Genomic DNA, 25,028 nt, shown 5'->3' with positions numbered 1-25,028 from the left:
GAGACCAAGGCTTCCGCACGACTGCCGGAAGCCGGCCCGTGTGCTCTCATGAGACGAGGAGACGACAGCATGCCCATCACCCTGGTGGACCCCAGCGGACTGCCCAAGATCGACGCCTACCGACAGGTGGCGATAGCGACCGGTTCGAGGCTGGTCTTCATCGCCGGGCAGGTCGCCTGGGACACCGAAGGAGCCACGGTCGGCGAAGGCGACCTCGCCGCACAGGTCGAGCAGTGCTACCTCAACGTCGCCACCGCCCTGGCAGAGGTCGGCGCGTCCTTCGACGACGTGGCGAAACTGAACGTGCATGTCGTCGACTGGACCCCCGAGAAGATGCCTCTGCTCATGGAAGGCGTCACCCGGGCGCTCGCCAAGCTCGGGACCACCGCCGCGCCCCCGGCGACCCTGCTCGGCGTCGCCGCGCTGGACGTGCCCGAGCACCTGGTCGAGGTCGAAGCGACCGCGGTCCTCGGCTGAACAGGCGCCATCCGATCGAGGTCGCCCGCGCTCGCGTGGCGGCACAACACAAGAACGGGTGGCACAGCGCCCGCTGTGCCACCCGCTCCCTCAGGTGAGGACCGGACTCCCTGCGTCCCGCTGCCTCGGAAGGCGGCTCACACACCGCGCCCTTTCGGCGGACACGGTGGTCCTACCACAACCCTCTTGGTGATGTGCTCAGTTGGCGTCGACAAGGTCGTGCGGGGGGACCGTCACGGTCCGCTTGCCGGGCTCGCCACCGAGGACGACCTTGCGCAGGGCACTGTTGTTGTCGAGGTTGGTCTCCTTGAGGCGCTTGGCCGGGTTGGCCAGCACCTGGATGTAGTAGGTGCCGTTGGGCACGTCCGTGATGTCGAACGACTGACCCGGCAGGTCCTGCGTGTAGGTGTCACCGGAGCCGACGTCCAGCACCTCGCGGACGGAGATGGAGTTCTCCTGACCGCAGGCGGTGGCCAAGTCGGTGTTGTAGGGGTGCCAGTTGGCGTTCTTCACCGTGTAGTCGACGGCGTCGGTGTTGGCCAGGCAGAATGCCTCCTTGCCGCTGCGCACCGCTTCCTTCTTGTCGGCCTTCAGCAGCCGGTAGCTGGCGAAGTCGGTGAAGTGCCAGTGCACATGGCCGGGACGCGGGTCCCACTCCATGGTGCCGGTCGGGGTGTAGCCGACCTGCTTGCCCCTGGCGTCGTAGAAGTACTGGAAGGCGTCCATCTTGGCCTTCCCGGGCGAGCGGAAGCCGTCCACCACGAGCTGAGCCGGGCCGGCGTTCCACACATTGGCGCTGAAGGCGAGGTAGTCCCTGCCCGGGATGTTCTGGTCACCGTCGCTGATGGTGATGCCGTAGGCCGGCAGCGAGCGCAGGTCGGGCTTGGGGACGTCAGGGACGGAGGGCTTGCCGGTGGGCCGCTTGGACTGCGGCTTGACGGCGGGCGCCTTGCGTGAGCCGTCGGTCTGTCCGGCCGCGTCACCGGCGCGCATGCCGGCACGCGTGACCTGCAGTTTCTTCAGCGCCCACGGCAGTGCCGGCGGCGCTGCCTTCAGCGGCCCGTGGCCGACGTTGTAGGAAGGACCGGCGCCGCTGGTCACCGGCGCGGCTGCCTGAGCGCGGGTCGGAGCGTGCCCAGGCCCGTGACCGGAGTGACCGGCCGGGGCCTGGGGGGCGGCGCCGTGACCGGAGTGACCGGAGTGAGTCTGGGAGGCGGCGCCGTGACCGGAGTGCTCACCGGTGGCGGCCGATCGGCCGGCAGGCCCGCCCGGTTCCTCCCAACTGCGCTCCTGGACGGTGACCTTCACCGTCGCCGGCTTGTCGGCGATACCGAAGAGGTCCCGGTACTTCTTCGCGACCCTGATCTTGGCCGTGTACGTGCCCGCGGCGAGCTTCACCGGCTGGGTGTAGGAGCCGGCATAGGTGTTGGCCGCCCACCCCTTCTCGATGCCCCACACGGAACCGAGGGTGAAGGCGTTGGTGGGGCAGCTCTCCGGATACTTCGAGGTGGAGGGCGCATCGGGACGGACCCGCCCGCTCGCGTTGTTCGGGCAGAAGTTCTCCTTCCGGCTGACGACCTTCTTTCCGGCCTTGTCGGTGATGGTGACCTCCGCGAAGCCGGGCAGCCCGGAGAAGTCCTTCACGGTGCCCTTGGGCAGGGTCTTGGTCTTGGCCTTACCGCCCTCGTACACGGTCTGGGTGATGGTCACCGGGTCCTTGTAGGACTTCCGTGTCACCTTCAGCTCCAGCGGTCTTCCCTCCGCGGTGAGGTAGGTGCCCAGATCCAGGTAGACACCCGGCTCCTCTTTCCAGGAAGTGAGCGTGACCGAGTCGGTCGCCGCGATGAGATTCAGCTTGGGCCCGGTCGCGGCCGTGGCCTCGTCAGGTGCGGCCGCTATCAGACCGGCCGTCACGGCTATGGCCGCTACAGCCGTGGTACCGGCGAGCAGCGGACGCCGCAGCCGGGTGGTGCGCGTGGTGGTCATCGGTTCCCTCGTCCTCCGGGTGCTGTGGGAAGGGAGCGGACAGCGGGCCGCCCGGCACGACAGGTGAGGACGGTTCGACCGCCCGACCGGTGCGAGGAGCGGCTCCCGCTGCGCCCGTGCGAGGAGAGGAGGAGGCCGCGTACCAGGTTGTCCGGACAGCCGAACTCTTCGGAATGTTGGCCGAATAGCGCCGCCGTGGTGGAAAACCGACTGCTGCCACCAGCAGTGCGCCCCATCCGGGACCGTCGGCCGCGGTGGAAGCGGAGGGGCCATCACCCGCGCGGCCGCCGGGCCTTCACACCCGCCGTGCCTCCGCGCCTCCGTGCCTCCGCGCCTCCGCGCCTCCGCGCCGAACGAACCCACGTACCCGGCCCGGGGCACAATTGCGCGACTTCGCGGGCATCCCCCGGCCACCGGGCCGGCTGCCGACCGGATGTCTCGTCGGTCGGCCCCGCGCCCGGTCGGCGGTCGGTGCGGCCCAGTCGGGCTGCTGGCGAGCTGCCTCCACGGGTGGACGCGTTCGACCGGGGCATCGAGGACGGGACGAAGCTCGTGCTGTGGACGTGCGACGGACAGTCGAACCGGAAGTGGCGTGTCGAGTAGCCGAGTGGACCGGTCGCCGGGTGGCCGGCCCGTCCGCGGGCTGCCGGGCGGGAGCCGCTGCCAACTGCCCTCGCCCGGCACCAGCCGCCCCGCCTTGCGGTATTCACGGCGGGCGCCTTCCAGCAGATCGGCGGTGGTGACCAACTCACCGCGTCCGGCCACCGCATACGCGTCGGTGACGACGGCGCTGCGGATCGATCCCCCGGCGAGCTCGAAGCCCTTGGCGCACTGCTCCGGGTCCGTGTCGCCGGCGCAGGGCACCCGGGCGAGGCTGTGGCGCCACAGGGCCGGCCGCTGCTCCGTGCCGGGGAACGGGAAGTCGACCACCACGTGCGCTCACTCCCTGACCGGCGTCTCGCACACACCGGCCCCCGGCCCACCGCGAGCCTTGGGCTCACGGCGGGCAGCGCGACTCCGTCGTCGAAGCCGGGCAGATCGCGTGGCTGGGCGAGTTCGACGGCGCCGATCAACTGGCCGGGGTCCACGGTCCGGCCGGGCAACCGTGTCCGGCCCGGCCGTGGGTGTGTCTCCTGTGCCCGCTGGCGGTGTTCTTGCCACGTCATGCGGCGAACCTGCTGCGGCTGAACGCCTTCTTCGCGCGGCAGTTCCGGCAGATGCCCACGGAGAACTTCGTCCGGGTCTTCGGTCCGTACGCCGACCGTCTGGGCAACGAGATCCTGCCGAAGCTCTCCGCCGAGGCCAAGGTAAAGGGAGAACGCGAGGTGGCGGACGACGACACTGATCTCCCGCTGAGGCCCGAGGAGGCCACACTGTGACGTCCCATCCCGTACCTGGACACCTCTCTCGTCACCGTGGGCCATCCTCGGTCTTCGCCCAGAGTGATGTGTGTGAGATCGCCGGGCTGCGGCTGGTCGATGGCGCATCACGCCCGCGGTTCGAGCAGGACCGTTGGGTGTTCTCCGGCCTCGCGGACGCACACCGGATGATGTCCGACCACGAACAAATCTGGAACTTCACCTGGATCGCCAATCCGCGATGGAGGGTCGTGGCCAAGGAGATCCTGCTGGCGATGCTGGCCCCGCAGTACGAGGCGGTGCTGGAGTGCTCGCATGCGCTGCGGGCCGCCCGTTCTCCCCGGACCTGTTTCAACTTCCTGCAGCGATACACCGAGTGGTTCAACTGGCTCACCAAGCAGGGGATCACGGCTCTGGAGGATGTCACGCAGGAGATGTGCGAACGATACCTGGAGCACTACTCGTGGAGCGTCCCGGTCCGCGGGCGGCCGAGGCGACGTCTCGAACCGTACTCAACCGTGGCGCATGTCCGGATCCTCAAACTGATCGCCCAGTACAAGGAGCTGCTGTCCAGTGACAGCTACGAAACCGGGTTTGTCCCGTGGAGGGGGAAGACCGCCACCCAGGTCGTCGGCTACAAGTCGAAGGGGCCGAACCTCACACCACCCGTGCCGGACTCCATGCTGCAGCCGCTGTTGGCCACCTGCCTGTACTTCGTCAATGAAGTGGGGCCGCATCTGGCAGACCTGATGGACACGGCGCGCACCTCCCGAGCGGACACCACGGCGTCGGGCAGCATCACCCTGGCGCACCTTCCCGCTCTGCGGCAGATCCTGGCCCTCATGCGGGCCGATGGCGAACCGCTGCCCGCCGTTGATGATGTTCAACTGCGGAAGCGGTCCACGCTGGAACAGGAGGGCCCTCTGAAGCGCCTGGGGTGGGAAGCACTCGCCCGGACCGTCGGCGCCCGCAGATTCGGAGACGACGCGCGTCGGCGAATGATCCCGGAGCTGATCACGCTGGCCGCCGAGGTCGGCTTCGAGCCGCCGCTGGCCCGGCAGGCCGCAGCCATCCCGCGCCTGGTGGACGGCGAACTGATTCCGTGGACATCGCCGTTGGCCGAGGGCGATCTCGTCTTCATGGCCGACCATGCGGTAACTGCCTGCCTGGTGGTGACCTGCGCGCTCAGCGGGATGCGGACCAGCGAACTCCTGGAAATCGAGGCAGGATGCCGGCTCCCTGCTGTCGCGACGCCCGGGGGTGGCCGCCGGTTCCGGCTCGCCAGCCGCCTGATCAAAGGGCAGAAGTTCGGGGGAGTCCCCGACGAGTGGGTGGTCATCGAGCAGGTGGACCGGGCTGTGGCCCTCGCCGAACGCCTGGTGAACCGGCCCGCCGGTGAGGCACTGTTCGGCACCATCGACCTGGCCGGCCGGTTGAAGAACCTGCGTGGCTGGCTGGAGCGAACCGGCAATCGGGAGCGCTGGGGACTCCCGGTCCTTCCCCAAGGCCCGCTCAACGCCAGGATGCTGCGACGGACGCTGTCCCTGGCTATCGCGGAGCGTCCGGGAGGTCTGCTGGCGGCGAAGATCGCCCTCAAGCACATCTCGGTGGCCACCACGGAAGGCTATGCCGCTCGCCCCGGCGGATCCCAGCGACTGTTCCATGCCGAGATCGAGGAGGCCGAGGAAGCCCATCACGTGCAGCTGACGGTGCAGGCATTCCGCGATGTCCAAGCAGGCCGTATGCCCGCCGGTCCCGGTGCACGCGGCCTGATCGAGGCATTCCACCACGTGGATGCCCAGCTGAAGGACGCGGCCGGCACAGACCCGAAGGTCCTCAAGGACGACCGTCACCTGGAGAATCTCCTGCGGAAACAGGCCAAAACGCTCCACGTCGGGCCTGCCAACTTCTGCTGGTTCCGTGACCCCTCGAAGGCCCTGTGCCTGCGCCTGGCCGGCACGCCGAATGCGACCAAGCCGCTCGTCGGCATGTGCGACTCGGCTCGCTGCCCCCAGGCCACCCACCACCCCTGCCACCGTCCCGTCTGGGCCGGACAGGCCACCGCGATTGATGTGTTCATCGAGAGCCCTCGGGTGGCCAAGGGCGAGAAAGCACGGCTGGTACCCGAGCGCGATCGCGCCCTGCGGGTCGTCGCCGAGATCGACGCCGCGCAGGCCGCGTCCGTTGGAGAGGACTGAGATGGCCCGGCTCACCGAGGAGACCAAGACCCGTAACGAGGCCGCGATCCGGGCTGCTATGGAGCGGATCTTGAGCGGGAGCCTGCCGCCCGGCGGAAGGGCGGACCTCAAGACCCTCGCCACCCTGGCCGGGGTGACCCGCACCGGCTTCTATCCCAAAACGAACCGCGATGGCACCACCAGGCCTGGCGCCTACCAGCATCTCGCCGAGGAGTTCGAACGGCGACTCAGGGAGCTTCGGGACGCCGGAGAGATCCTCGATCCCCGAGTCGCGCAGATCGATCGGCTCAAGAAGGAGAACGCCGAGCTGAGGAGGCGAATCGGCGCCCGCGACGAGCAGCTGGCGGAATTGACCGATTTCAAGACCTTGGCGATCTCTCGGCTGGCCGCCCAACACGACGAGATCGAACGTCTGCGCAAGCAGGCGGCAGCCAATCACAAAGTGCGCCCACTGCCCGCCCCGAGCAGCACCGCCCCCTTCGGCTCGTGCAGTTGACACCGACGGGCGGAAAAGCTGGGCCCATGGCTTGTCCCTTCCACCCGTCTCTGCTGGTCGTACACGCTCACCTCCTTGATGAAGGCCGGTAGCCAACCGACCCCCACCGCTCCTTGCGGTGGGGGTCGGAGGCACGACCTCTGACCCTGACCTCCTATTCGGTGCGCAGGGCCGCGGCGGTTCGAGCCCTGGCGGCCCAGCCGGCGGGCAGGAGCGCGCCCAGGGTGGCGATGAGCAGGCCGCCGAGTGCGAGCGGGAACAGTTCAGCTCCGTGGTAGACGGCGATGACGGAACCGGGAAGGCGGAGCCCCACGCTGTCGCCCATCGCGGGGATGACCCAGCCGTGCAGGGCCACACCCAGCGGCACGCCCAGAGTGCCGGCGACCAGTCCGGTCACGACGACCGAGGTGAGGACCATCGCGATGGTCTGCCGGGGGGTCATGCCGAGCGCCTTGTGGACACCGATCTCCCGGACGCGCTCGCGGGTGTCGAGCAGCACGCCGTTGAGTACGCCGAGCGCGGCGACGGCGACGAGCATCAGCGTGAGGATCGCGGACAGCGCGTTGAGCGTGACGACCATGTCGCTCCCGGCGTCGAGCCCGCCGGCTCGGGCGGTGACACCCAGCGGTGCCAGATCCTTGTTCAGAGTGTCGACGTAGGCGGAGACATCGGTGCCTGATGTGACCGCGATGTGATGGCTCGTCTCCGTCAGGTCGGGATGTGCGGCCGTGAGGGTCGAGGCGTCGGTGAAGACCTGCATGCCGTCGTTGCGGGGGTCGAGGACCTCGCCGACGATCCGGACCATGACCGGCTCGGCCAGGCCGTTCAGGGTGACGGTGTCGCCGATGCGGGTGCCGGTGGCGGCCAGGAAGGGGGTCGGGACCACGGCCTCGCCGGGCCTGTCGATCCAGCGGCCCGAGACCATCGTGTAGCCGCCCCAGGAGGCGTCGCCGGTGAAGGCGTTCACGTCGATGGTGCCGGTCAGGCCGGACACGGTCGCCCGTACCGTCGCGGCACTGTAGTACTTCCCGGTCCCGGCGGCGGCCTCGATGGCCGCGGCGACCGCAGCGGGATCGGCCTCGGGCTGCTTCTCGGGGCCAGCGCCTTGAGGGCCGAAGTCCGGCAAGGGCGCGGGCACGACGACATCGGCCGCGTCGTGGGCCCTGGCTTTCATCACCTGGCCGAGCGAGGCGCCCATCCCCACGGTGAACGTAACGGCGATGGCGCCGAACAGGATGACGGTGCCCATGGCCAGCGCGCGGGCGGGCCGAGCGAAGGGCCGGGCCAGGCCCAGGGCGACCGGCTGCGGCAACGGCAGGCGTCCGGCCAAGCGGGCCGCCCACCGGCCGAGCCCCGCCGAAGCGGAACACCCGACGGCGAGCGCATCGACCGTACGCAGCCGCCCGGCCCGCCAGGCACTCGCGCACGCGGTCGCCGCCACCAGGCCGAGCACCCCGGCGATCACCGCCAGGTCGACCCAGGGGGTGATGGCAAGGGAGGAGGTGCCGTAGACCTCCTCGGTCTCGGCCAGTACGGGGACGGCGAGCAGGTGACCGGCGAGGACACCGAGAGCCGTGCCGACGGCGGCCGGGATCAGCGCCTGGCCCACGTAGGCCCGCACGACCTGGAACGGGGTGAAGCCGACGGCCTTGAGGATGCCGATGCGGCGCGTTCCCGTGCCGACGGCCGAGGCGACGACGTTGCCGACGATGAGCACCGACATGACCAGGCCCAGAGCGCCGAACGCGATGAGGAACGGGACGTAGACGGCGGTGTCGCGCTCGGCGGTCTCCTTGACGGTGAGCCATGACTGTTCACCGACGGCCGTTCCTGGCGGCAGGGTTTTAGTCACTGCCTTGCCGCCCGCGGTGATCTGAGCGACGGTGCCCGCGTCGGTGAAGCGGTAGAGCATCTGGTAGCCGCCGCTACCGGGCGCGGTGAGCGCCGGCATCTGGGACGGAACCACCCAGGCGTCAGCGGTCTGCGTGACCGAGCGGGCCACACCGACCACCGTCAGTGTCGGACCGCCGGACAGCTCGGGGAAAGTGATCTTCATCCCCAGGGTCGGGAAGAGCGAGGAGTCGGCGGACAGCACGATCTCGCCGGAGCGCGTGGGCCACCGCCCGTCGAGCAGCGCCACCTCGTCCACATTCCGGCCGGGATTGCCCCGGCCAACCACGGTCATCGGCCACCCGGGGCCCGCCCCGTCCGACTGCGGGGTGACCGTCACCGTACGGAACGGCCCGGCCGCATCACTCACCCCTTCGGCGTCCTTGGATCTCGACAGCTGCCCGGCGCTCACCTTGTCCGCGTCGAACTGCACGGACAGATGCGCGCCGTGCTGCTGGGCGAATGCGTCGTCGAAGGGCGCGCCGGAAACCACGAGCAGCGATCCGCCGAGGACGGAGGCGGCCACCGCCATCATCGTGGCGAGCCCGATCACCAGCGTCTGCACCCGGCGTCGTCCCACCCCCGAGCGCACCACCTTGCCGAGTGCGCTCATCGGACGGCCTCGGGGGCGGCGGCCCGCGACCGGACGTCTTCGGTGATCCGGCCGTCGGTGATCCGGACCGTATGGTTCGTGCAGGACCGGGCCAGGGCCAGGTCGTGGGTGACCACGACGATGGTCTGGCCCTCGGCATTGAGGTCGGCGAGCAGCTTGCTGACGTCCTGTCCTGCAGCCGTGTCCAAGGCCCCGGTCGGCTCGTCGGCCAGGAGAAGCGCCGGCCGGTTCATCAACGCCCGGGCCACCGCGACGCGCTGCCGCTCGCCGCCGGACAGTCGCCCCGGATAGGAGCGGGCGTGCCGGTCGATGCCCAGCAGTTCCAGGAGTTCCGCCGTCCGGCGGTCTGCCTCGCCACGTGCCATACCGGCGAGGCGCGCGGGCAGGACGACGTTGTCGGTGACGGTCAGATCGTCGAGCAGATTGAAGAACTGGAAGACCAGGCCGATCTTCGACCGCCGGTAGAGCGCCGATCCGGCTTCGCGCAGCTGGTCCACCCGCACCCCGTCCACGGTGACGGTTCCCGTATCGGGCCGGTCCAGGCCCGCGATCAGATTGAGCAGCGTGGACTTGCCGCTGCCGGAAGGGCCGAGGATCGCGACGGCCTCGCCGGACTGCACGGTCAGTGACGCGTCGTGCAGGGCGGGCGGGCCGTCGTCGTATCGTCGGCTCACCTCGCGCAGTTCGATCACCGGCACGGTCATGAAAGGCTCCTTGGGTACGGCCAGTTGGCTGCGTGAACGCTAGGAGCGGGCCCGGCCCGCACGCGTCGCCCGCCCGAACCCATTGCGGTACCGCACTCGGATGAGCCCCGGAAACGTCATCCCTGCGATGTAGGCGGGCGATGTACCCGGTGCGGTGGGAATGACCGCCGGGACGGACTCCGCGGGTTCGCGCGGCGGCGACAATGATCCGGTGATGGACGCACGTACGACGCTGGAGTGGCTGCGGGAAGCCGCTGGCCAGACGGTCCGCGACGCCAGGCTTCCAAGCGGTCCACCACTGCGGCCGACCCTGCGCGCCCGGCAGTTCGACGCGCTGGTGGCACTGGCACTCGGTATCGCCACCGTCTACTACGGCATCGACAACGCCAATAACGTCGTGGTGCGTGAGATCGCACCCGGCGTGGAGATCGTCATACCGCGCCCGTCGGGCCCCAGCGGCCTGGCCTTCATGGTGACCCTCGCAGTTATCGCCTCGGGTGCCCTGGCGCTGCGCCGCCGCTACCCGGTCGCCGTGCTGTGCGTCGTGACGGCCGCGACGCTGGCGACACCGCAGAGCGTTCTGCGGCTGACCTTCTACGCGTTCATCATCGCCGTCTACAGCGCCGCCGTGTACAGCCCGTACCGGGTGGCGACCCTGGCGGCGCTGGCGGTGTCGGTCGTCCTGGTCGGCACGTCGGGGAACTCGGTGACACCGATCGTCCCCAACGAATACATCGCCCTGCTGATCCTGGTCCCGATGGCCGTGGCCGCCATCGGCCTGCGTACCTGGAAACTCCGAACCGACGAGGGCCGCACCCGGCTCTCCGCCCTGGAACGCGAACAGGCCGAGGCGCTGCGCCGGGCCGTCGAGCATGAGCGGGCCAGGATCGCCCGCGAACTGCACGACGTCGTCACGCACAACGTCAGCGTGATGATCATCCAGGCGGGCGCCGCCCGCAAGATCATGAAAACCTCCCCCGAGGAGGCCGACGAGGCGCTGCTAGCCGTCGAGGCGGGCGGCCGGGCGGCCATGACCGAGCTGCGCCACGTCATGGGACTGCTCACCATGGCCGACGAAGGGGAGGGGACGGACGGAGGTGCGGACCTGGCCGATACGGCGGCGGAGCTGACCCCGCAGCCCGGCCTGGACCAACTGGAAACGCTGGTCGGACGGGTCCGGGACACCGGATTGCCCGTCGGCCTGACCGTGACCGGCCCGCCCCGTCCCCTCCCGCCCGGCCTCGAACTCGCCGCCTACCGTGTGGTCCAGGAAGCTCTGACCAACACCGTGAAGCACGCGTCCGGCGCCACCGCCGCCGTGACCGTCGAATACGGGCCGGAACGGCTCCGGGTGGAAGTCACCGACACCGGTGGACACCCGGGCGCGGGCGCCGGAAGCGGCCGGGGCCTGATCGGCCTGCGCGAGCGCCTCGCCGTCTACGACGGAACCCTGAACGTCGGCCGACGCCTGACCGGCGGCTACCGTGTGGAGGCCCTGATCCCCTTGGAGACACCGTGACCGAGCCGCTGCGTGTGCTCCTCGCCGACGACCAGACCCTGGTCCGCACCGGATTCCGGTTGATCCTCAGGGCCGATGGCATCGACGTCGTCGCCGAGGCGACCAACGGAGCCGAAGCGGTCGAAGCGGTCCGCCGTACACGTCCCGACGTGGTCCTGATGGACGTCCGGATGCCCGAGATGGACGGCCTGGAGGCCACCCGCCGCATCCTCACCGGCGCCCCCGACAAACCCCGCGTCATCATTCTGACCACCTTCGACCTCGACCGATACGTCTATGCGGCGCTGTCCGCCGGGGCCAGCGGCTTCCTCCTCAAGGACGTCACCCCCGAGCAACTGACCGCGGCCGTCCGCACGGTCCGTACCGGCGACGCACTCCTCGCGCCCGCCATCACCCGCCGCCTCGTACAGAGGTTCACCCAGCGCGGCAGCGACACCGCCGCCCTCCATCGCGACCTCGCCTCGCTCACCCCACGCGAACTGGAGGTCCTCAGCCTGCTGGCCCGAGGACTGAGCAACGCCGAACTCGCCACCCACCTCCACCTGGCCGAGGCGACCGTCAAGACGCACGTCGCCCGCATCCTCGCCAAGCTCGGCCTCCGTGACCGTGTCCAGGCCGTCATCGTCGCCTACGAGACGGGCCTGGTCAGCGTCGGCGCAGGCGAGGCCGCCCAGCAGTCCACCGAGCAGACGTAGACCGAAGCCGAGACTTGGGATCAGCAGCCGGAACCTGGGCCTGTCACGGTAGTTCGCGCCTCCGAGCGGTCATACAACGGTCGCCCGATGTCCGCGTTCGCCGCGGTGCGGGGGGGCAGGCACAGTCGGCAGCACGATGCCGAGCTGCGATGCAGGCTGTCCTGCCGTGTAACCTTCGTCAGCAAGTCGGCCGATAGGGACACGATGCCACTTCGGAACGCGACACGAACCGAGGCCCCGCTCCTGCCGTAATGCGACACGACCTGTGTGGGACACAGCGCCTGCAACGACTAATCCGGCCTTGTTGCCGATGCTGCTGCTGATCGCCGCGCCGCGGGGCTGGGGGGGCGATGCGGGTCGCGCAGGAGCGTTATGTGTCCGTGATGGCCTGGGTCGAGCATGTACGGGCCAGTCGGCTGATCGGCAATCTGCTCACGGACCGCGACGCGGCCCAGGAGGTGCGCATCCACGCCGTGGGGCCCTTCCTGCTGGACCGGTACCGGGAGATGGCCGAGAACGCGGAGACCGAGCAGAAGCGCCTCGCCAACGACAAGGCGCTGACCGAGCTGGTGGCCGCCGCTCTGTCGGGTGTCGCGATGGCGTTCACCTACGGGGTGATGGCGTGGCTGATCCTGGCCGGACACATGGAACTCGCGGTCGCCGGCACGGCGGTGATCGCCGTCAGGTCGGGCTCTGCGAGCCTCGGCGCGCTGGTGATGAACATCAACGAGATGCACGAGGAGTCGCTGTACGTCCAGGACCACGACCGGTTCCTGCGCGAGGCGGCCCGGCACACCATTCCCCGGGACGGGGCCGACCTGTCCGTCAGGGTCGGCGATGTGGTGCTGGACAAGGTGAGCTACCGCTATTCCGACCGGGTCGAACCCGCACTGGACGGGGTGTCGCTGACCGTGCCGATGGGAGCCGTGATCGCGGTGGTCGGTGAGAACGGCTCCGGCAAGAGCACCCTGATGAAGGTGCTGGCCGGACTGCTGCTGCCGCAGGACGGAAGTGTCCGCTGGGGCGGGCAGGAGCTGACCTGTCTCGACCGCTCCCAGGTGTTCGGGCGGGTGGCGCTGCTCACCCAGGACTTCCAGCGCTGGCCGATGACTGCCGCCATGAACATCCGGATCGGCCGCCCGGAGCGGGCGGCTTCCCCGGAGGAGCTGGAACCCTCGGCGGAGTACGCGGGAGCGGGCTCCCTCATAGCGAAGCTGCCGCAAGGCCTTGCGACCCTGCTGGCTCGGATGTTCCGGGGGGCGTCCGAGCTCTCGGGCGGTGAATGGCAGAAGATCGGACTGGCCCGTACCCACTGGCGGGCTTCGACGGGGGCGGCCGACAGCATCCTGATCGTGGACGAGCCGACGTCGGCGCTGGACCCGGAAGCGGAGATCGAGGCGTTCGACCGCATCCGCCGTCTCGCAGGGCGGCACCGCGCCGTCGTCCTGGTCACCCACCGGATGTCCGGTGTGCGCTACGCCGACACCATCCATGTGCTCAGTCAGGGTTGCCTGGTGGAGTCCGGCAGCCACGCCGAGCTGATCGCGGCGGACGGGCGCTATGCCGCGATGTTCCGTACCCAGGCCGCGCAGTACGCGCCGGCCCCGGAGACGGCACGGCCCCCCGCCGCGGTGCCGGCACCGGGGCCGGGGCCGGCGCAGAACCAGGCTCCGGCACCCGAGCCCTCATGAGTACCGGAAAACCCGCAGGAAGGCGGCACCCGCGGTTCGATACGATGACGGCGGTTTCCCGACCCAGTCCGTCACTCCGCGTGACAACCCTTCGCACAGACCATGAAATGGAGCATCCGAGGATGGCTCGACACCTGATCACCAGCGCGCTTCCCTATATCAACGGGATCAAGCACCTGGGCAACATGGTCGGGTCGATGCTTCCCGCGGACGTGTACTCCCGCTATCTGCGTCAGCGCGGCCATGACGTGCTCTACATCTGCGCCACCGACGAGCACGGCACCCCGGCCGAGCTCGCCGCCAAGACGGCGGAGCTCTCCGTCGACGAGTTCTGCGCACAGGCCCACGACGCCCAGAAGGCCGTGTACGACGGCTTCGCGCTCGCCTTCGACCACTTCGGACGCAGTTCCTCGCAGCAGAACAGGGAGATCACCCAGCATTTCGCGCGCAGGCTCCACGAGAACGGGTTCATCGAGGAGCGTGCGATCCGCCAGGTGTACTCGCCGGTCGACGGGCGCTTCCTGCCGGACCGCTATGTCGAGGGCACCTGTCCGCACTGCGGCTACGACAAGGCACGCGGCGACCAGTGCGAGAACTGCACCAGGGTCCTCGACCCGACGGACCTGATCGACCCGCGCTCTGCGATCAGCGGCTCCACGGAGCTGGAGGTGCGCGAGACCAAGCACCTGTTCCTGCTCCAGTCCAAGCTCCAGCACGAGGTAGAGGAGTGGGTCGCCCGGCATGAGGAGCAGTGGCCGCAGCTCTCCTCGTCCATCGCCCGCAAGTGGCTGACCGAGGGCCTGCACGACCGCGCGATCACCCGCGACCTGGACTGGGGCGTCCCGGTACCGGCCGACACCTGGCCTGAGCTGGCCGCCGAAGGCAAGGTCTTCTACGTCTGGTTCGACGCCCCGATCGAGTACATCGGCGCGACGAAGGAGTGGGCGGACGCGGCCCAGGACGGCGAAACCCGTGACTGGAAGTCGTGGTGGCACGAGGCGGACGACACCGTCCGCTACACCCAGTTCATGGCGAAGGACAACGTCCCCTTCCACACGGTGATGTTCCCTGCCACCGAGCTCGGTGTGCGCGAGCCGTGGAAGAAGGTCGACGTCGTCAAGGGCTTCAACTGGCTGACGTACTACGGCGGCAAGTTCTCCACCTCACAGCAGCGCGGTGTCTTCACGGACGCGGCCCTCGAAGTACTCCCCGCCGACTACTGGCGCTACTTCCTGATCGCCAACGCCCCGGAGTCCGACGACTCCTCCTTCACCTGGGAGCATTTCACCGCCACGGTGAACAAGGACCTGGCCGACACCCTGGGCAACTTCGTCAACCGCGTGCTGTCGTTCTCGCGCAAGCGGTTCGGCGACGAGGTCCCGTCCGGGCACGACGCCGCTGCGGCGGAAGCGAAACTGGGCGAGGAGATCGCGCGGCTGCTCGCCGAATACGAGGAGCAGTTGGAGGCGCTGCAGTTCCGCAAGGCCGCTTCGGCACTGCGTGCCCTGTGGTCCGCGGGCAACTCCTACCTGGAGGAGAAGGCCCCCTGGCTGGAGATCAAGACCGATCCGGACGGGGCCGCACTGACACTGCGTACGGCGATGAACCTGATCCACTTGTACGCGGTGGTCTCCGAGCCGTTCATCCCGGCCACGGCAGCGGCCATGCGGGGATCCTTCGCACTGGAGGCGGACACCGCGACCTGGGTGAGCCCCGAGCAGGCGAGGGCCCTGGACGGTGTCCCGTCCGGGACCGCCTTCACCGTCCCGCCGGTGCTGTTCGCGAAGATCACGGAGGAGGATCTGGAGTCCTACCGCGCCCGCTTCGGCGGCGCCGAAGGCGCCTGACGGTGTACTCCGTTCCCCTCGGTGACGACGGGGCCGAGCTGCGCCCGCTGGAGCCGTGGCAGGCGGAGGAGTTCCTCACCCACATCGACCGCGGACGGGAGTTCATCGGGCAGTACAACGGCCTGCCCGATGCCGTACAGGACCTGGAGTCGAACGGAGCCTTCCTGCGGGCGTACGCGGAGAGGACCGCGGCCGACTCGGGGCGGATCCACGGGATCTGGGCGGATGGCGCACTCGTCGGCGGTTTTCTGCTGCGCAAGTTGGACATCGAGCAGCGCACCGCCGAGGCAGGCTGCTGGCTGGAGCCGTCGGCAGTGGGGAAGGGCCTGGTGACCAGGGCGGCGCGGCTGGTCATCGACTGGGCCGTGGAAGTACGGGGCGTCCACCGGGTGGAATGGTGGGTCTCGCCGGACAACGCGCCCAGCATCGCGGTGGCCCGCAGGCTCGGGATGACCAAGGACGGTGTCCTGCGCGAGAGTTACCTGTACCGGGGGAAGCGGCACGACGAGGAGATCTGGTCGGTGCTTGCACCCGACTGGCGGCTCGCCAGAGCGATCTCGCCATGCCGATCCTGGCCCTGGCGATCTCAGGATCCCCCAGCCTCGCCGGTCTGGTGGGGGCGGCCCGGTACGCCCCGTATCTGCTGCTGAACGCGCTCGCGGGCGTGCTCATCGACCGGTGGGACAGGCGACCGGTGATGATCGTCGCCGACCTGGGGCGCTGCGCCGTGCTGGCCACCGTGCCGATCGCCTACGCCCTCGGTGGACTGACGGTCGCTCATCTCGCCCTCGTCGCCTTCCTGGAAGGTGTCGGGCATGTCTTCTCCGCGGTCTCGCATCTGTCCAACAGCGCCTTCCGCACCCTGTCGTTCGGTGCCGAGCCGCTCGGTCTGGCGCTCGGCGGCACCCTGATCGCCGCCGCTGGGTCACGGGCGGTCTTCTGGGGCGCCGCGGCCGGGCTCGCCCTCGTACTGCTCGGCGGGGCCTGGGCCTGGCGGAACGCGCCCACGGCACGTGGGCCGGCTGCCGGTCAGGGCCCCCGGTGACCGACGGGGCGGCCTTGCGGAGCCATCCCTGGCGGGCCCGGCATGGTAGGCCGGTTCCGCCTGGACGGCCACCCCGGCGCCCCGAGGTGATCCGTGCGGGGAGACGAGGGAGCCTGGAGTGAGAGTCTCCGAGTCAGAGACGGGAAAGGCGTGATCCGACCATGACTGACTCCGCCCCCACCCAGCCCACCCCGGACGGCAACCGCTTCCCGCCCCCACCCCCCGTCGGCCGCGCGGGCCTGCGGGTGTTCGTGCTCTCCGGCTCGTCCCGCACCGGCTCCGTCAACGAACTGCTGGCCGCGTTGGTCGCACGGCTCATCGCACAGTCGGGAGCCACGGCTGACCTCGCCAGTCTGCGCGAGTTCAGCGTGCCGCCGTACGACGGTGACGACGAGGAGGCCACGGGTCTCCCGCCGGGCTCGGTGTCGCTCCGCGACCGCATCGAGGCGGCCCACGCCCTTGTCGTCTCCTCTCCCGAGTACAACGCCTCGGTCCCCGGCACCGTCAAGAACGCCGTGGACTGGGTCTCCCGCTTCCGGCCTCAGCCGTTCAAGGACAAGCAGACGCTGCTGGTCTCGGCCTCCCCGTCCATGGTGGGCGGCAACCGGGGCCTGTGGGCCCTGCGGGTGCCCCTAGAGCACCTCGGGGCTCGGGTCTACCCCGGCATGTTCAGTCTCGCCGCCGCGCACCAGGCCTTCACCGTGGACGGCCAGCTGAACGACCGCGGGCTCCAGGAGCGCTTGGGGACCACCGTGGACTCGTTCCTGGACCTGGTGGAGGCGGACATCAAGTACCCGTGCGTGCAGCACCGCTGGTACGAGTTCCTGGGCGACCGCAGCAGCGACCCGGTCACCGAGCGCGCCGAGGCTTGACGAAAGGCGGCTCAGGCTCGGGCTCGCGGGGGTACGGACTCCGCGGGCGGGCGCTCGCGGAGCGCCCCGTAGGCGAGGAAGTACGCCGGCACCTTGTTGAGCCGGTGGGAGGTGGTGATCAGCTCCGTGGCACGCGCGGCCGCCGCGGCGCCGCCGAAGGGTGGTCGCCCGGCCAGCACCGGTTCGATCACCGCCCGGTGGGCGATCCGCTGGAGGCCCTGGGTGAGGACCGTGGTCGGCATGCGGCGGCACTGGACGGCCCGCACCTCCCGGAGGCCGACCGTGCCGTCGCGCAGCGGCCCGGCGAGGTGCCGGGCGGCGGCCACGGCGTCCTCGACGGCGAGGTTGATGCCGATGCCGAAGACCGGTGACATGGCGTGCGCGGCGTCCCCGATGCACAGCAGGCCCGGACGATGCCAGCGCCGCAGCCGGTCGAGCCGTACGTCGAGCAGCTTGACGTCGTCCCAGGTGCTCAGTGCGTCCACGCGGTCCGCGAGCCAGGGCACTGCAGAGGCGAACTCCGCCTGGAAGCGGTCGAGTCCCGCGGCGCGGCGGGGACCGTCGGTGCCCTTGGGGATCAGCCCGGCGCACTGCCAATAGTCCCCACGGTCGATCAGGGCGCTGAAGAACCCGTCGCCGACACCGCCCACGAGCCCATGCGGATCACCGTAGCGCCGGGGCAGCCGGAACCACCAGGCGTCCATCGGGCACATGAAGCGCCGCAGCCCCAGCTCGGGAAGTGCGCGGGCGAGTGAGCCCCGGCCGTCGCAGGCGACGGTGAGCGCGGCACGCAGTTCCCCGGTGCGGCCGTCGGAGGTGCGGTAGCGCACTCCGGTGACCCGGCCGCATTCATGGAGGAACGTCGTCGCCTCGGTGCTCATCCGCAGCGAGAAGGAAGGCTCGCGCCCGGCTTCGTCGGCCAGCAGGTCGAGCAGGTCCCACTGCGGGACCATCGCGATGTAGTTGTACGGGCCGGGCAGGGCGGCGATATCGCCCACGGTGACGAGCGAACCGTCACTGCCGAGAGGCAGTTGGACGGTGGACACCCGGCGCTGGGGCAGCCGGGCGAACCGCTCGGCCAGTCCGAGGTCGTCCAGCAGGGAGAGCGTGGACGGGTGGACGGTGTCACCGCGGAAGTCACGCAGGAAGTCGCCGTGCTTCTCCAGCACCGTGACGCGCACACCGGCCCTGGCCAGCAGCAGGGCGAGGACCATCCCCGCGGGTCCGCCGCCCACGACACAGCACGTGGTCCGCTCCATCGCCGCCGTCCCCTCGTCCGTGTGTACGCCTGCCGGCCCGTCCCCGGATCAGGCCCTCTGACACATATACCCCGGCTGCCCTCAAGCCACTATTGAACATTACCAATCTTCAGAATATTGTGAATGTACGCATACGAGCGTCCACGCATCAGGGAGGCAGCCATGACCCAGCAGCCCGTCCTTCTGCCCTACGCCGATCCGGCCTTCGTCGCCGACCCCTTCCCGCTCTACCGCGAATTGCGCGAGCAAGGCCCGGTGTGCCGTGCCGTCCTCGGCGGCGGCGTGGAGGCCTGGCTGGTCACGGGATACGAGGACGGGCTGGCGGCCCTCTCCGACCCGAGGCTGAGCAGCGATGTGCGCGATGCGAGCGACCCTCGCCTGCTGGAGCAGCTACCTTCCACCGAACGCGAGTCGATGCTGAGCAACATGCTCCGCAGCGACCCGCCCGACCACACCCGGCTGCGCCGGCTGGTGTCGAAGGCGTTCACCGCACGCCGGGTGGCCGGACTGCGGCCCCGGGTCCAGGACCTCACCGACCGGCTGATCGACGACATCGCCCCGACCGGCCGCGCCGATCTGGTCCGCGACTTCGCCCTGCCCCTCCCGGTCACCGTGATCAGTGAACTCCTCGGAGTGCCCGTGTCCGACCGGCATGACTTCCAGCGCTGGACCGACGACATGGTCCTGCGCCGGGCGGAGGCACCGGATCCGGCCGTGGTGGACGGAGCCTGGCAGCAGATGCACGCCTATCTCACCAAGCTCATGGAGACCAAGCGGGCCCGTCCGGGGGACGACCTGCTCAGCGCGCTGATCGCCGCCAGGGACGAGGAGCAGCGGCTGGAAGAGGTCGAGCTGATCGCCATGTCATTCCTGCTGCTGGCCGCCGGGTACATCACCACGGTCAATCTCATCGGCAGCGGCATCGCCGCGCTGCTCGCCAACCCCGACCAGCTCGCCCTGCTGCACCAGGAGCCCGAGCTGCTGCCCGGCGCGATCGAGGAGTTCCTCCGCTACGACGGTCCGGTGAACCCCGGCATCGCGCGCTTCGCTCGTGAGGACGTCACCATCGGCGGTGTGGCGGTACCCCGCGGTGCCACCGTGCTCATCGCATCGGCCATCGCCGACCGCGACCCGGGTCGGTTCCCCGCACCGGACCGGCTGGACATCACTCGGCGCGACAACGCCCATCTCGCCTTCGGGCACGGCATCCACTACTGCCTGGGGGCGCCACTCGCCCGGCTCGAAGGCCAGATCGCCATCGGCACCGTACTGCGCAGGCTTCCCGACCTGGCTCTCGCAGTGCCGCCCGGTGAACTGCGCTGGCGGCCGGGAGGGTTGCGCGGCCCCGTGAGCCTGCCGGTCACCTTCACCGCCGCAGGCCGCGCATAGCCGCCCTCGACCGCGGGTACGCGCGCCGTGGTTCGCGGTGGCGGCTCGGTTCGTGGCGGCGGGCTCGGGCGGCCCACCCAAGTGGTTCGCCCGAGCCACCCCTTCCCCCGTGCACCGACTGGACCACGCCCCCGTCCGCCAGCCGGTCGTGTGAGGCCGCGGAGGTGTCGCGACCTGACGTTACGTACGCTAAAACCTCCCGTGCACTGGAGGTTCAAGGGGTAGTGAAGCGAATCACATGGACCATCGGCGAGCTGGCGCAGCACACCGGTCTTTCGGTGAAGACCATCCGGTACTACTCCGACATCGGACTGCTGCCCATGGCGGAACGCAGCGGCGGCGGCCACCGTCGCTTCGAACCCGAGGCACTGGAGCAACTGCGGCTGATTCAGCGGCTGAGAGCCCTCGACACCCCGATCGCGACCATCACCGAGGTGGCCACCGGTGAACGCGGCATCGGCGATCTGGTGGCCGACGAACTCGGTCTGGTCCAGCGGAAGCTGACTGAGCTGCGCTGGCGCGAGGCGACTCTGAGAGCTCTTGACGAGTGCTCAGGACCCGAGCGACTGCGTCGACTTGAGGTACTGGCACGCGTGCAGCGGCTACCGGAGGCCCATGGCGACCTCGTGCACTCGTGGCAGCGGACGATCCCGTCGTCCATACCGGCCCGGCTGGTCGACCGCATCATCGCGCAGGCCGTACCGGATCCACCAGGCGACCCGACCGCCGAAACCGCGCTCGCCTATGCCGAGTTGCACGCACTGACCGCGCATCCGCAGTTCCCCGTGTACTGGGTCTGCCCGAACGTACGCGACAAGGCCTCGCTGTACTCGGCGTTGCTCGACGCATCCGATCTGGCCGACGTGTTGGTCGCCGCCGGTGAGCCGCCACAACCCGGCGAGGCCCTGGACCGCTTCTCGGTGGCGTGCGCACGCTCCCGCCACGAGAACGACACACCGGGCTTCCGGACCTTCATGGGAGCGCAACTGCGGGGCACCATACCGCTGTTCCAACGCTACTGGCAGCACGTCGCCACACTGTCCGGCCAACCAGGACCCAATCTGGGGATCACGCACTGCTGGCTGGTCGAGGCACTCACCACTTCGACCGGGGTCGGTTCCTTGTCCGACGGCGGACCTCAGGTGGCGTTCCAGGTCTAGCCGTTCTGTCCGATGGGTCAGTCAGCCACGCCGCCGCCCGCTCGGCGACCGACCGTGGGCCGATCGCGTACCAGGACGAGTGTGCCGCGCGCCTCCACCGTGACCCGGGCACCGGCCTTGACCACTGTCTCGTCGGTGTCACCCGCCGGTGCCGCGGTGTCCACCTCGACCGACCAGCTGTCACCGTGGGTGTGGTCCGGCAGGCTGAAGTCGACCGGCCCATGATGGCTGTTGAGCAGGACGAGGAACGTGTCATCGGTGATCGGCTCGCCGAACGCGTCCGGTTCCGTGATCGCGTCCCCGTTCAGGAGCACACCGATGGCACGGGCGTCAGGACGCGCCCAGTCCTCCGCTCGCATCTCCTCGCCGTCCGGACGCAGCCACAACAGGTCCGCGATGCCGCTACCGTCGCTCTCGCCGCGGAAGAAGCGACGCCGGCGCAGCACCGGATGGCGCGCCCGCAGCCGCACCAACCGCTGGGTGAAGGCCAGCAGTTCCCGCCGCTCGGGGTCCAGGTCCCAGTCGACCCAGGAAAGCGGGTTGTCCTGGCAGTACGCGTTGTTGTTGCCTTGCTGGCTGCGGCCCAGCTCGTCACCATGGGCGATCATCGGCACGCCCTGGGAGATCAGCAGGGTGGTGAGGAGGTTGCGCTGCTGCCGTGCACGCAGCTCCCGCACGGCGGCGTCGCAGGTGGGCCCTTCGGCGCCGCAGTTCCACGAGCGGTTGTGGTTCTCGCCGTCGTTGCCGTCCTCACCGTTGGCCTCGTTGTGCTTCTCGTCGTACGAGACGAGGTCGCGCAGGGTGAAACCGTCGTGCGCGGTCACGAAGTTGACGCTCGCCCGCGGTCTGCGGCGGCCGTCCTGGTAGAGGTCGGACGAGCCGGTGAGCCGGGACGCGAACTCCGCCAGCGACGAGGGCTCGCCGCGCCAGAAGTCCCTGACCGCATCACGGTAGCGGCCGTTCCACTCCGACCAGAGCGGTGGGAAGTTGCCGACCTGGTAACCCCCCTCGCCGAGATCCCAGGGCTCGGCGATCAGCTTCACTCTGCTGATCACCGGGTCCTGCTGCACCAGGTCGAAGAAGGCGGAAAGCCGGTCCACCTCGTGGAACTGCCTGGCGAGAGTGGCGGCGAGGTCGAAGCGGAAGCCGTCCACGTGCATCTCGGTGACCCAGTAGCGCAGCGAGTCCATGATCAGCTGGAGCACATTGGGATGCCGCATCAGCAGGCTGTTGCCCGTGCCGGTGGTGTCGTAGTAGTGACCGCGGTCGCCGTCCACCAGCCGGTAGTAAGCGGCGTTGTCGATGCCCTTGAACGACAGCGTGGGGCCGCGTTCGTTGCCTTCGGCGGTGTGGTTGTAGACGACGTCGAGGATGACCTCGATGCCGGCCTCGTGCAGGGCCTTGACCATACTCTTGAACTCGGTCACCTGCTGGCCGCGGCTACCGGTGGAGGCATAGGCGTTGTGCGGTGCGAAGAATCCGATGGTGTTGTAGCCCCAGTAGTTGGACAGCCCGAGCTGCCGCAGATGCCCGTCCTGGACGAACTGGTGCACAGGCATCAGCTCGATCGCCGTGACCCCGAGCGCGGTGAGGTGCTCGATGACCGCCGGGTGCCCGATCCCCGCGTAGGTGCCGCGGATGGCATCGGGCAGTCCGGGGTGGGTCCGGGTGAGGCCCTTCACATGGGCCTCGTAGATCACGGACTCGTGGTACGGGCGGCTGGGCGGCCGGTCGTTGCCCCAGTCGAAGAAGGCGTTGGTCACCACGGACAGCGGCGTGTGGCCGAGGTTGTCGCTGCTGTCGGGTACGTCCGGTTCACCGGCTTCGCCGGGCCGGTCGAGCCGGTGGCCGAACAGCGAGGGATGTCCGTCGATCTGCCCGTCGATGGCCTTGGCGTAGGGATCGAGGAGGAGTTTCGCGGGGTTGCAGCGGTGGCCCTTGCCGGGTCGGAAGGGCCCGTGTACCCGGAACCCGTAGCGCTGCCCGGGTTCCACCCGCGGTAGGTAGCTGTGCCAGATGAAGCCGTCGACTTCGGTCAGCGCGAGACGTTCTTCGGCGCCTGCGTCGTCGATCAGACAGAGCTCGACCTTCTCGGCCACCTCCGAGAACAGGGCGAAGTTGGTGCCGGTGCCGTCGTAGGTGGCGCCGAGGGGGCAGGGACGACCGGGGCGAGTCTTCACCTCGGTGACCGTAGCCCGTTTCCCGTCCGCCGCGGATCACCGGCTCAGCGTGTCTGGGTCAGTGTGTCCCCGGACAGCCGTCAGCCGGGCTGTACGGCCCGGTGGCCCCGGCCCAGGGGTTGACCGAGGCCACCGGGTCGGGCACTCCGAGGGGAGCGGAGTGCCCGGAACAGAACACCGTGGGTCCGACGAGGAGGAGTGCCGTCCGGGTGCCAGGGACAGTAAATAAATATACTGCCAAGTAAGCAAGCGTATGAAAAATTTCATGCTGACTGATGGCTGAAAACGCCCATGCCTTCGCGCTCTCGGCCGGTCAGTCCTCCAGGAAGAAGTCGTGCTGCTCTGCTGCCTGCTCGTACTGCTCAAGGCGGGTTTGCGTGCGCTCCGGGTCGGCGTCCGCCATGGCTTGGAGCACGGCGGCGGAGAGCACACCCGGCGCCGCGTACGAATCGAAAACAAGGCGTGATCCTGTTGCCGCGGTGAGGGTCACATCAGCCTCGTCGACGAGCGGACCCAGCGTGAGATCCGTGATCAGAGCCGTGCGGAGCCCCGTACGGCGGGCAGCCCGAACCGCTGCCAGGGTCTCCTTGGCGTGCCGCGGCATCGCGAACGCGAGCACCCAGGTGCCGCCCGCCTCCCGGGACTGGAGCAGTGCGTCATAGGCCACGCTGCCACCGCGGGAGACCAGCCGCACATCCGGGTGGATACGCCTGGCGGCGTACGCGAAGTACTCCGCGAGCGAGGCGGAGATACGCAGACCCAGGATCGTCAAGGGTACCGATTGGGCCAGCGCACGACCGAGGGCGAGCACCTGGTCGGGGTTGGCGAGCACGCGGCGCAGGCTCTCCAGATTGGCGATCTCGGCGTCCACGGCCGCCTGGAGTTCGTTGCGGCGGTCCGCCTCGCCCGTGTCCTGGGCACCCGCCACGGCGCTCAGGGCGATCGGCTGGAGGGCTTCACGGAGCGCGGGATAGCCGCTGAAGCCCAGCGAGGAAGCGAAGCGGGTGACGGAGGGCTGGCTGACCCCGACTCGCTCCGCGAGGTCCGTGATGGACAGGAACGCGGCCTCGGTCAGATGGTCGGTGATGTACTGCGCGATGCGTCGCTGCCCCGGAGACAAGCGGTGACCGCCGAACAGCGCACGGACCTTGTCCGCCGGGGACGGTTCCGCGTCCGGGGCATGCCGTCCCGGTGTGATCGCGGAGGCCTGTGCCCGCGCCTGCTGCTGTCCTGACGGCACCGTGTGCCTCCTTCATGTCCCATTCGTGCTCAACATAGCGCCCCCGGCTGTGGCCTGGGGCGGGCGACGGAAGGTGATCGCCCCGCGCGCAGGGGGTCACAGGGCCTCGATGTCTGCGCACCGGACCGGTCGGCGGACCTGCGAGGTCGGTCGGCGGACCTGCGAGGTCGGCCGGTGGGGCTGCGGGGCTGCGGGGCTGCGGGGCTGCGGGGCTGCGGGGCTGCGGGGCTGCGGGGCTGCGGGGCTGCGGGGCTACGGGGCTGCGGGAGCCGATCGGGGGAACTCTCCGAGGGTTACGGCCCTGTCCCGATCCGTGCGCGGGGGGTGCGTGTCCATGGTCGCGGGGGGAGTATGGAACGCGCGCGGTCAGGGGGACGGTAGGAGCACGCCGTGACGGCGGGAGGAGCTG

Annotated in this window: 17 protein-coding genes and 3 pseudogenes; 13 read left to right on the top strand and 7 right to left on the bottom strand. The window is 69.6% G+C overall.

Annotated elements, in window-relative coordinates:
- Window positions 1-69 precede the first annotated feature (69 nt).
- Complete coding sequence (locus V1460_RS12290) at window positions 70-477, top strand: RidA family protein (RefSeq protein WP_338673779.1); 408 nt, start codon at window positions 70-72, stop codon at window positions 475-477.
- Window positions 478-675: 198 nt separating this feature from the next.
- On the opposite strand, the gene V1460_RS12285 is transcribed toward V1460_RS12290, so the two are convergent.
- Complete coding sequence (locus tag V1460_RS12285; protein WP_338678012.1) at window positions 676-2,463, bottom strand: lysyl oxidase family protein; 1,788 nt, start codon at window positions 2,461-2,463, stop codon at window positions 676-678.
- 663 nt (window positions 2,464-3,126) lie between these two features.
- A pseudogene (locus V1460_RS12280) lies at window positions 3,127-3,396 on the bottom strand (ATP-binding protein); the annotation flags it as partial.
- A 221-nt stretch (window positions 3,397-3,617) separates the two neighbouring features.
- On the opposite strand from V1460_RS12280, the gene V1460_RS12275 reads away from it, so the two are divergent.
- From V1460_RS12275 to V1460_RS12265, 3 genes are all read left to right on the top strand, one after another.
- Window positions 3,618-3,842 carry a hypothetical protein gene (locus V1460_RS12275; protein WP_338673778.1) on the top strand — a complete coding sequence of 75 codons (225 nt, stop codon included), beginning with the start codon at window positions 3,618-3,620 and terminating at the stop codon, window positions 3,840-3,842.
- A gap of 68 nt (window positions 3,843-3,910) precedes the next feature.
- A complete protein-coding gene (locus V1460_RS12270; RefSeq protein WP_338673777.1) occupies window positions 3,911-6,019 on the top strand; it encodes an integrase in 2,109 nt (702 codons plus the stop codon).
- A gap of 1 nt (window position 6,020) precedes the next feature.
- The gene (locus tag V1460_RS12265; RefSeq protein ID WP_338673776.1) at window positions 6,021-6,515 is read left to right on the top strand and encodes a hypothetical protein; all 495 of its coding nucleotides are present in this window, start codon (window positions 6,021-6,023) and stop codon (window positions 6,513-6,515) included.
- 154 nt (window positions 6,516-6,669) lie between these two features.
- Here the strand turns inward: V1460_RS12265 and V1460_RS12260 are convergent, their stop codons facing one another.
- Entirely contained in the window at window positions 6,670-9,018 is a 2,349-nt protein-coding gene (locus tag V1460_RS12260; protein ID WP_338673775.1) for an FtsX-like permease family protein, read from the bottom strand.
- Window positions 9,015-9,722: an ABC transporter ATP-binding protein gene (locus V1460_RS12255; protein ID WP_338673774.1), complete on the bottom strand. Its 708-nt coding sequence runs from the start codon at window positions 9,720-9,722 to the stop codon at window positions 9,015-9,017. The genes V1460_RS12260 and V1460_RS12255 overlap by 4 nt, the downstream gene beginning before the upstream one ends.
- Before the next feature lie 214 nt (window positions 9,723-9,936).
- Between V1460_RS12255 and V1460_RS12250 the strand changes: the two genes are divergently transcribed.
- From V1460_RS12250 to V1460_RS12220, 7 genes and pseudogenes are all read left to right on the top strand, one after another.
- Complete coding sequence (locus V1460_RS12250; RefSeq protein WP_338673773.1) at window positions 9,937-11,241, top strand: histidine kinase; 1,305 nt, start codon at window positions 9,937-9,939, stop codon at window positions 11,239-11,241.
- Complete coding sequence (locus V1460_RS12245; protein WP_338673772.1) at window positions 11,238-11,936, top strand: response regulator transcription factor; 699 nt, start codon at window positions 11,238-11,240, stop codon at window positions 11,934-11,936. The genes V1460_RS12250 and V1460_RS12245 overlap by 4 nt, the downstream gene beginning before the upstream one ends.
- Window positions 11,937-12,228: 292 nt before the next feature.
- Window positions 12,229-13,627, top strand: a pseudogene (locus V1460_RS12240) (ABC transporter ATP-binding protein); the annotation flags it as partial.
- A 122-nt stretch (window positions 13,628-13,749) separates the two neighbouring features.
- Window positions 13,750-15,474, top strand: a complete 1,725-nt coding sequence (gene metG / locus V1460_RS12235; RefSeq protein WP_338673771.1) for a methionine--tRNA ligase — start codon at window positions 13,750-13,752, stop codon at window positions 15,472-15,474.
- A gap of 2 nt (window positions 15,475-15,476) precedes the next feature.
- Window positions 15,477-16,028, top strand: a pseudogene (locus tag V1460_RS12230) (GNAT family N-acetyltransferase); the annotation flags it as partial.
- A 59-nt stretch (window positions 16,029-16,087) separates the two neighbouring features.
- Window positions 16,088-16,519: a hypothetical protein gene (locus V1460_RS12225; protein ID WP_338673770.1), complete on the top strand. Its 432-nt coding sequence runs from the start codon at window positions 16,088-16,090 to the stop codon at window positions 16,517-16,519.
- A gap of 161 nt (window positions 16,520-16,680) precedes the next feature.
- Window positions 16,681-17,391 carry an NADPH-dependent FMN reductase gene (locus V1460_RS12220; RefSeq protein ID WP_407077442.1) on the top strand — a complete coding sequence of 237 codons (711 nt, stop codon included), beginning with the start codon at window positions 16,681-16,683 and terminating at the stop codon, window positions 17,389-17,391.
- Window positions 17,392-17,402: 11 nt separating this feature from the next.
- On the opposite strand, the gene V1460_RS12215 is transcribed toward V1460_RS12220, so the two are convergent.
- Complete coding sequence (locus V1460_RS12215; RefSeq protein ID WP_338673769.1) at window positions 17,403-18,650, bottom strand: FAD-dependent oxidoreductase; 1,248 nt, start codon at window positions 18,648-18,650, stop codon at window positions 17,403-17,405.
- A 162-nt stretch (window positions 18,651-18,812) separates the two neighbouring features.
- Here V1460_RS12215 and V1460_RS12210 point away from each other — a divergent pair, with 162 nt between their 5' ends.
- A complete protein-coding gene (locus V1460_RS12210) occupies window positions 18,813-20,039 on the top strand; it encodes a cytochrome P450 (protein WP_338673768.1) in 1,227 nt (408 codons plus the stop codon).
- A 224-nt stretch (window positions 20,040-20,263) separates the two neighbouring features.
- A complete protein-coding gene (locus tag V1460_RS12205; protein ID WP_338673767.1) occupies window positions 20,264-21,199 on the top strand; it encodes a MerR family transcriptional regulator in 936 nt (311 codons plus the stop codon).
- A 17-nt stretch (window positions 21,200-21,216) separates the two neighbouring features.
- Here V1460_RS12205 and glgX read toward each other — a convergent pair whose 3' ends face one another.
- Both glgX and V1460_RS12195 read right to left on the bottom strand, forming a co-directional pair.
- Window positions 21,217-23,379 (bottom strand): glycogen debranching protein GlgX, encoded by a 2,163-nt coding sequence (gene glgX, locus V1460_RS12200; RefSeq protein WP_338673766.1) that lies wholly within the window; start codon window positions 23,377-23,379, stop codon window positions 21,217-21,219.
- A 313-nt stretch (window positions 23,380-23,692) separates the two neighbouring features.
- Window positions 23,693-24,619: a MurR/RpiR family transcriptional regulator gene (locus V1460_RS12195; RefSeq protein WP_338673765.1), complete on the bottom strand. Its 927-nt coding sequence runs from the start codon at window positions 24,617-24,619 to the stop codon at window positions 23,693-23,695.
- Window positions 24,620-25,028: the final 409 nt, after the last annotated feature.

Origin of the sequence: Streptomyces sp. SCSIO 30461, assembly GCF_037023745.1 — a bacterium.
Taxonomy (GTDB): Bacteria; Actinomycetota; Actinomycetes; order Streptomycetales; family Streptomycetaceae; genus Streptomyces.
The sequence above is the reverse complement of the archived record's forward strand: the minus strand, read 5'-3'. Positions and strand labels throughout refer to the sequence as shown.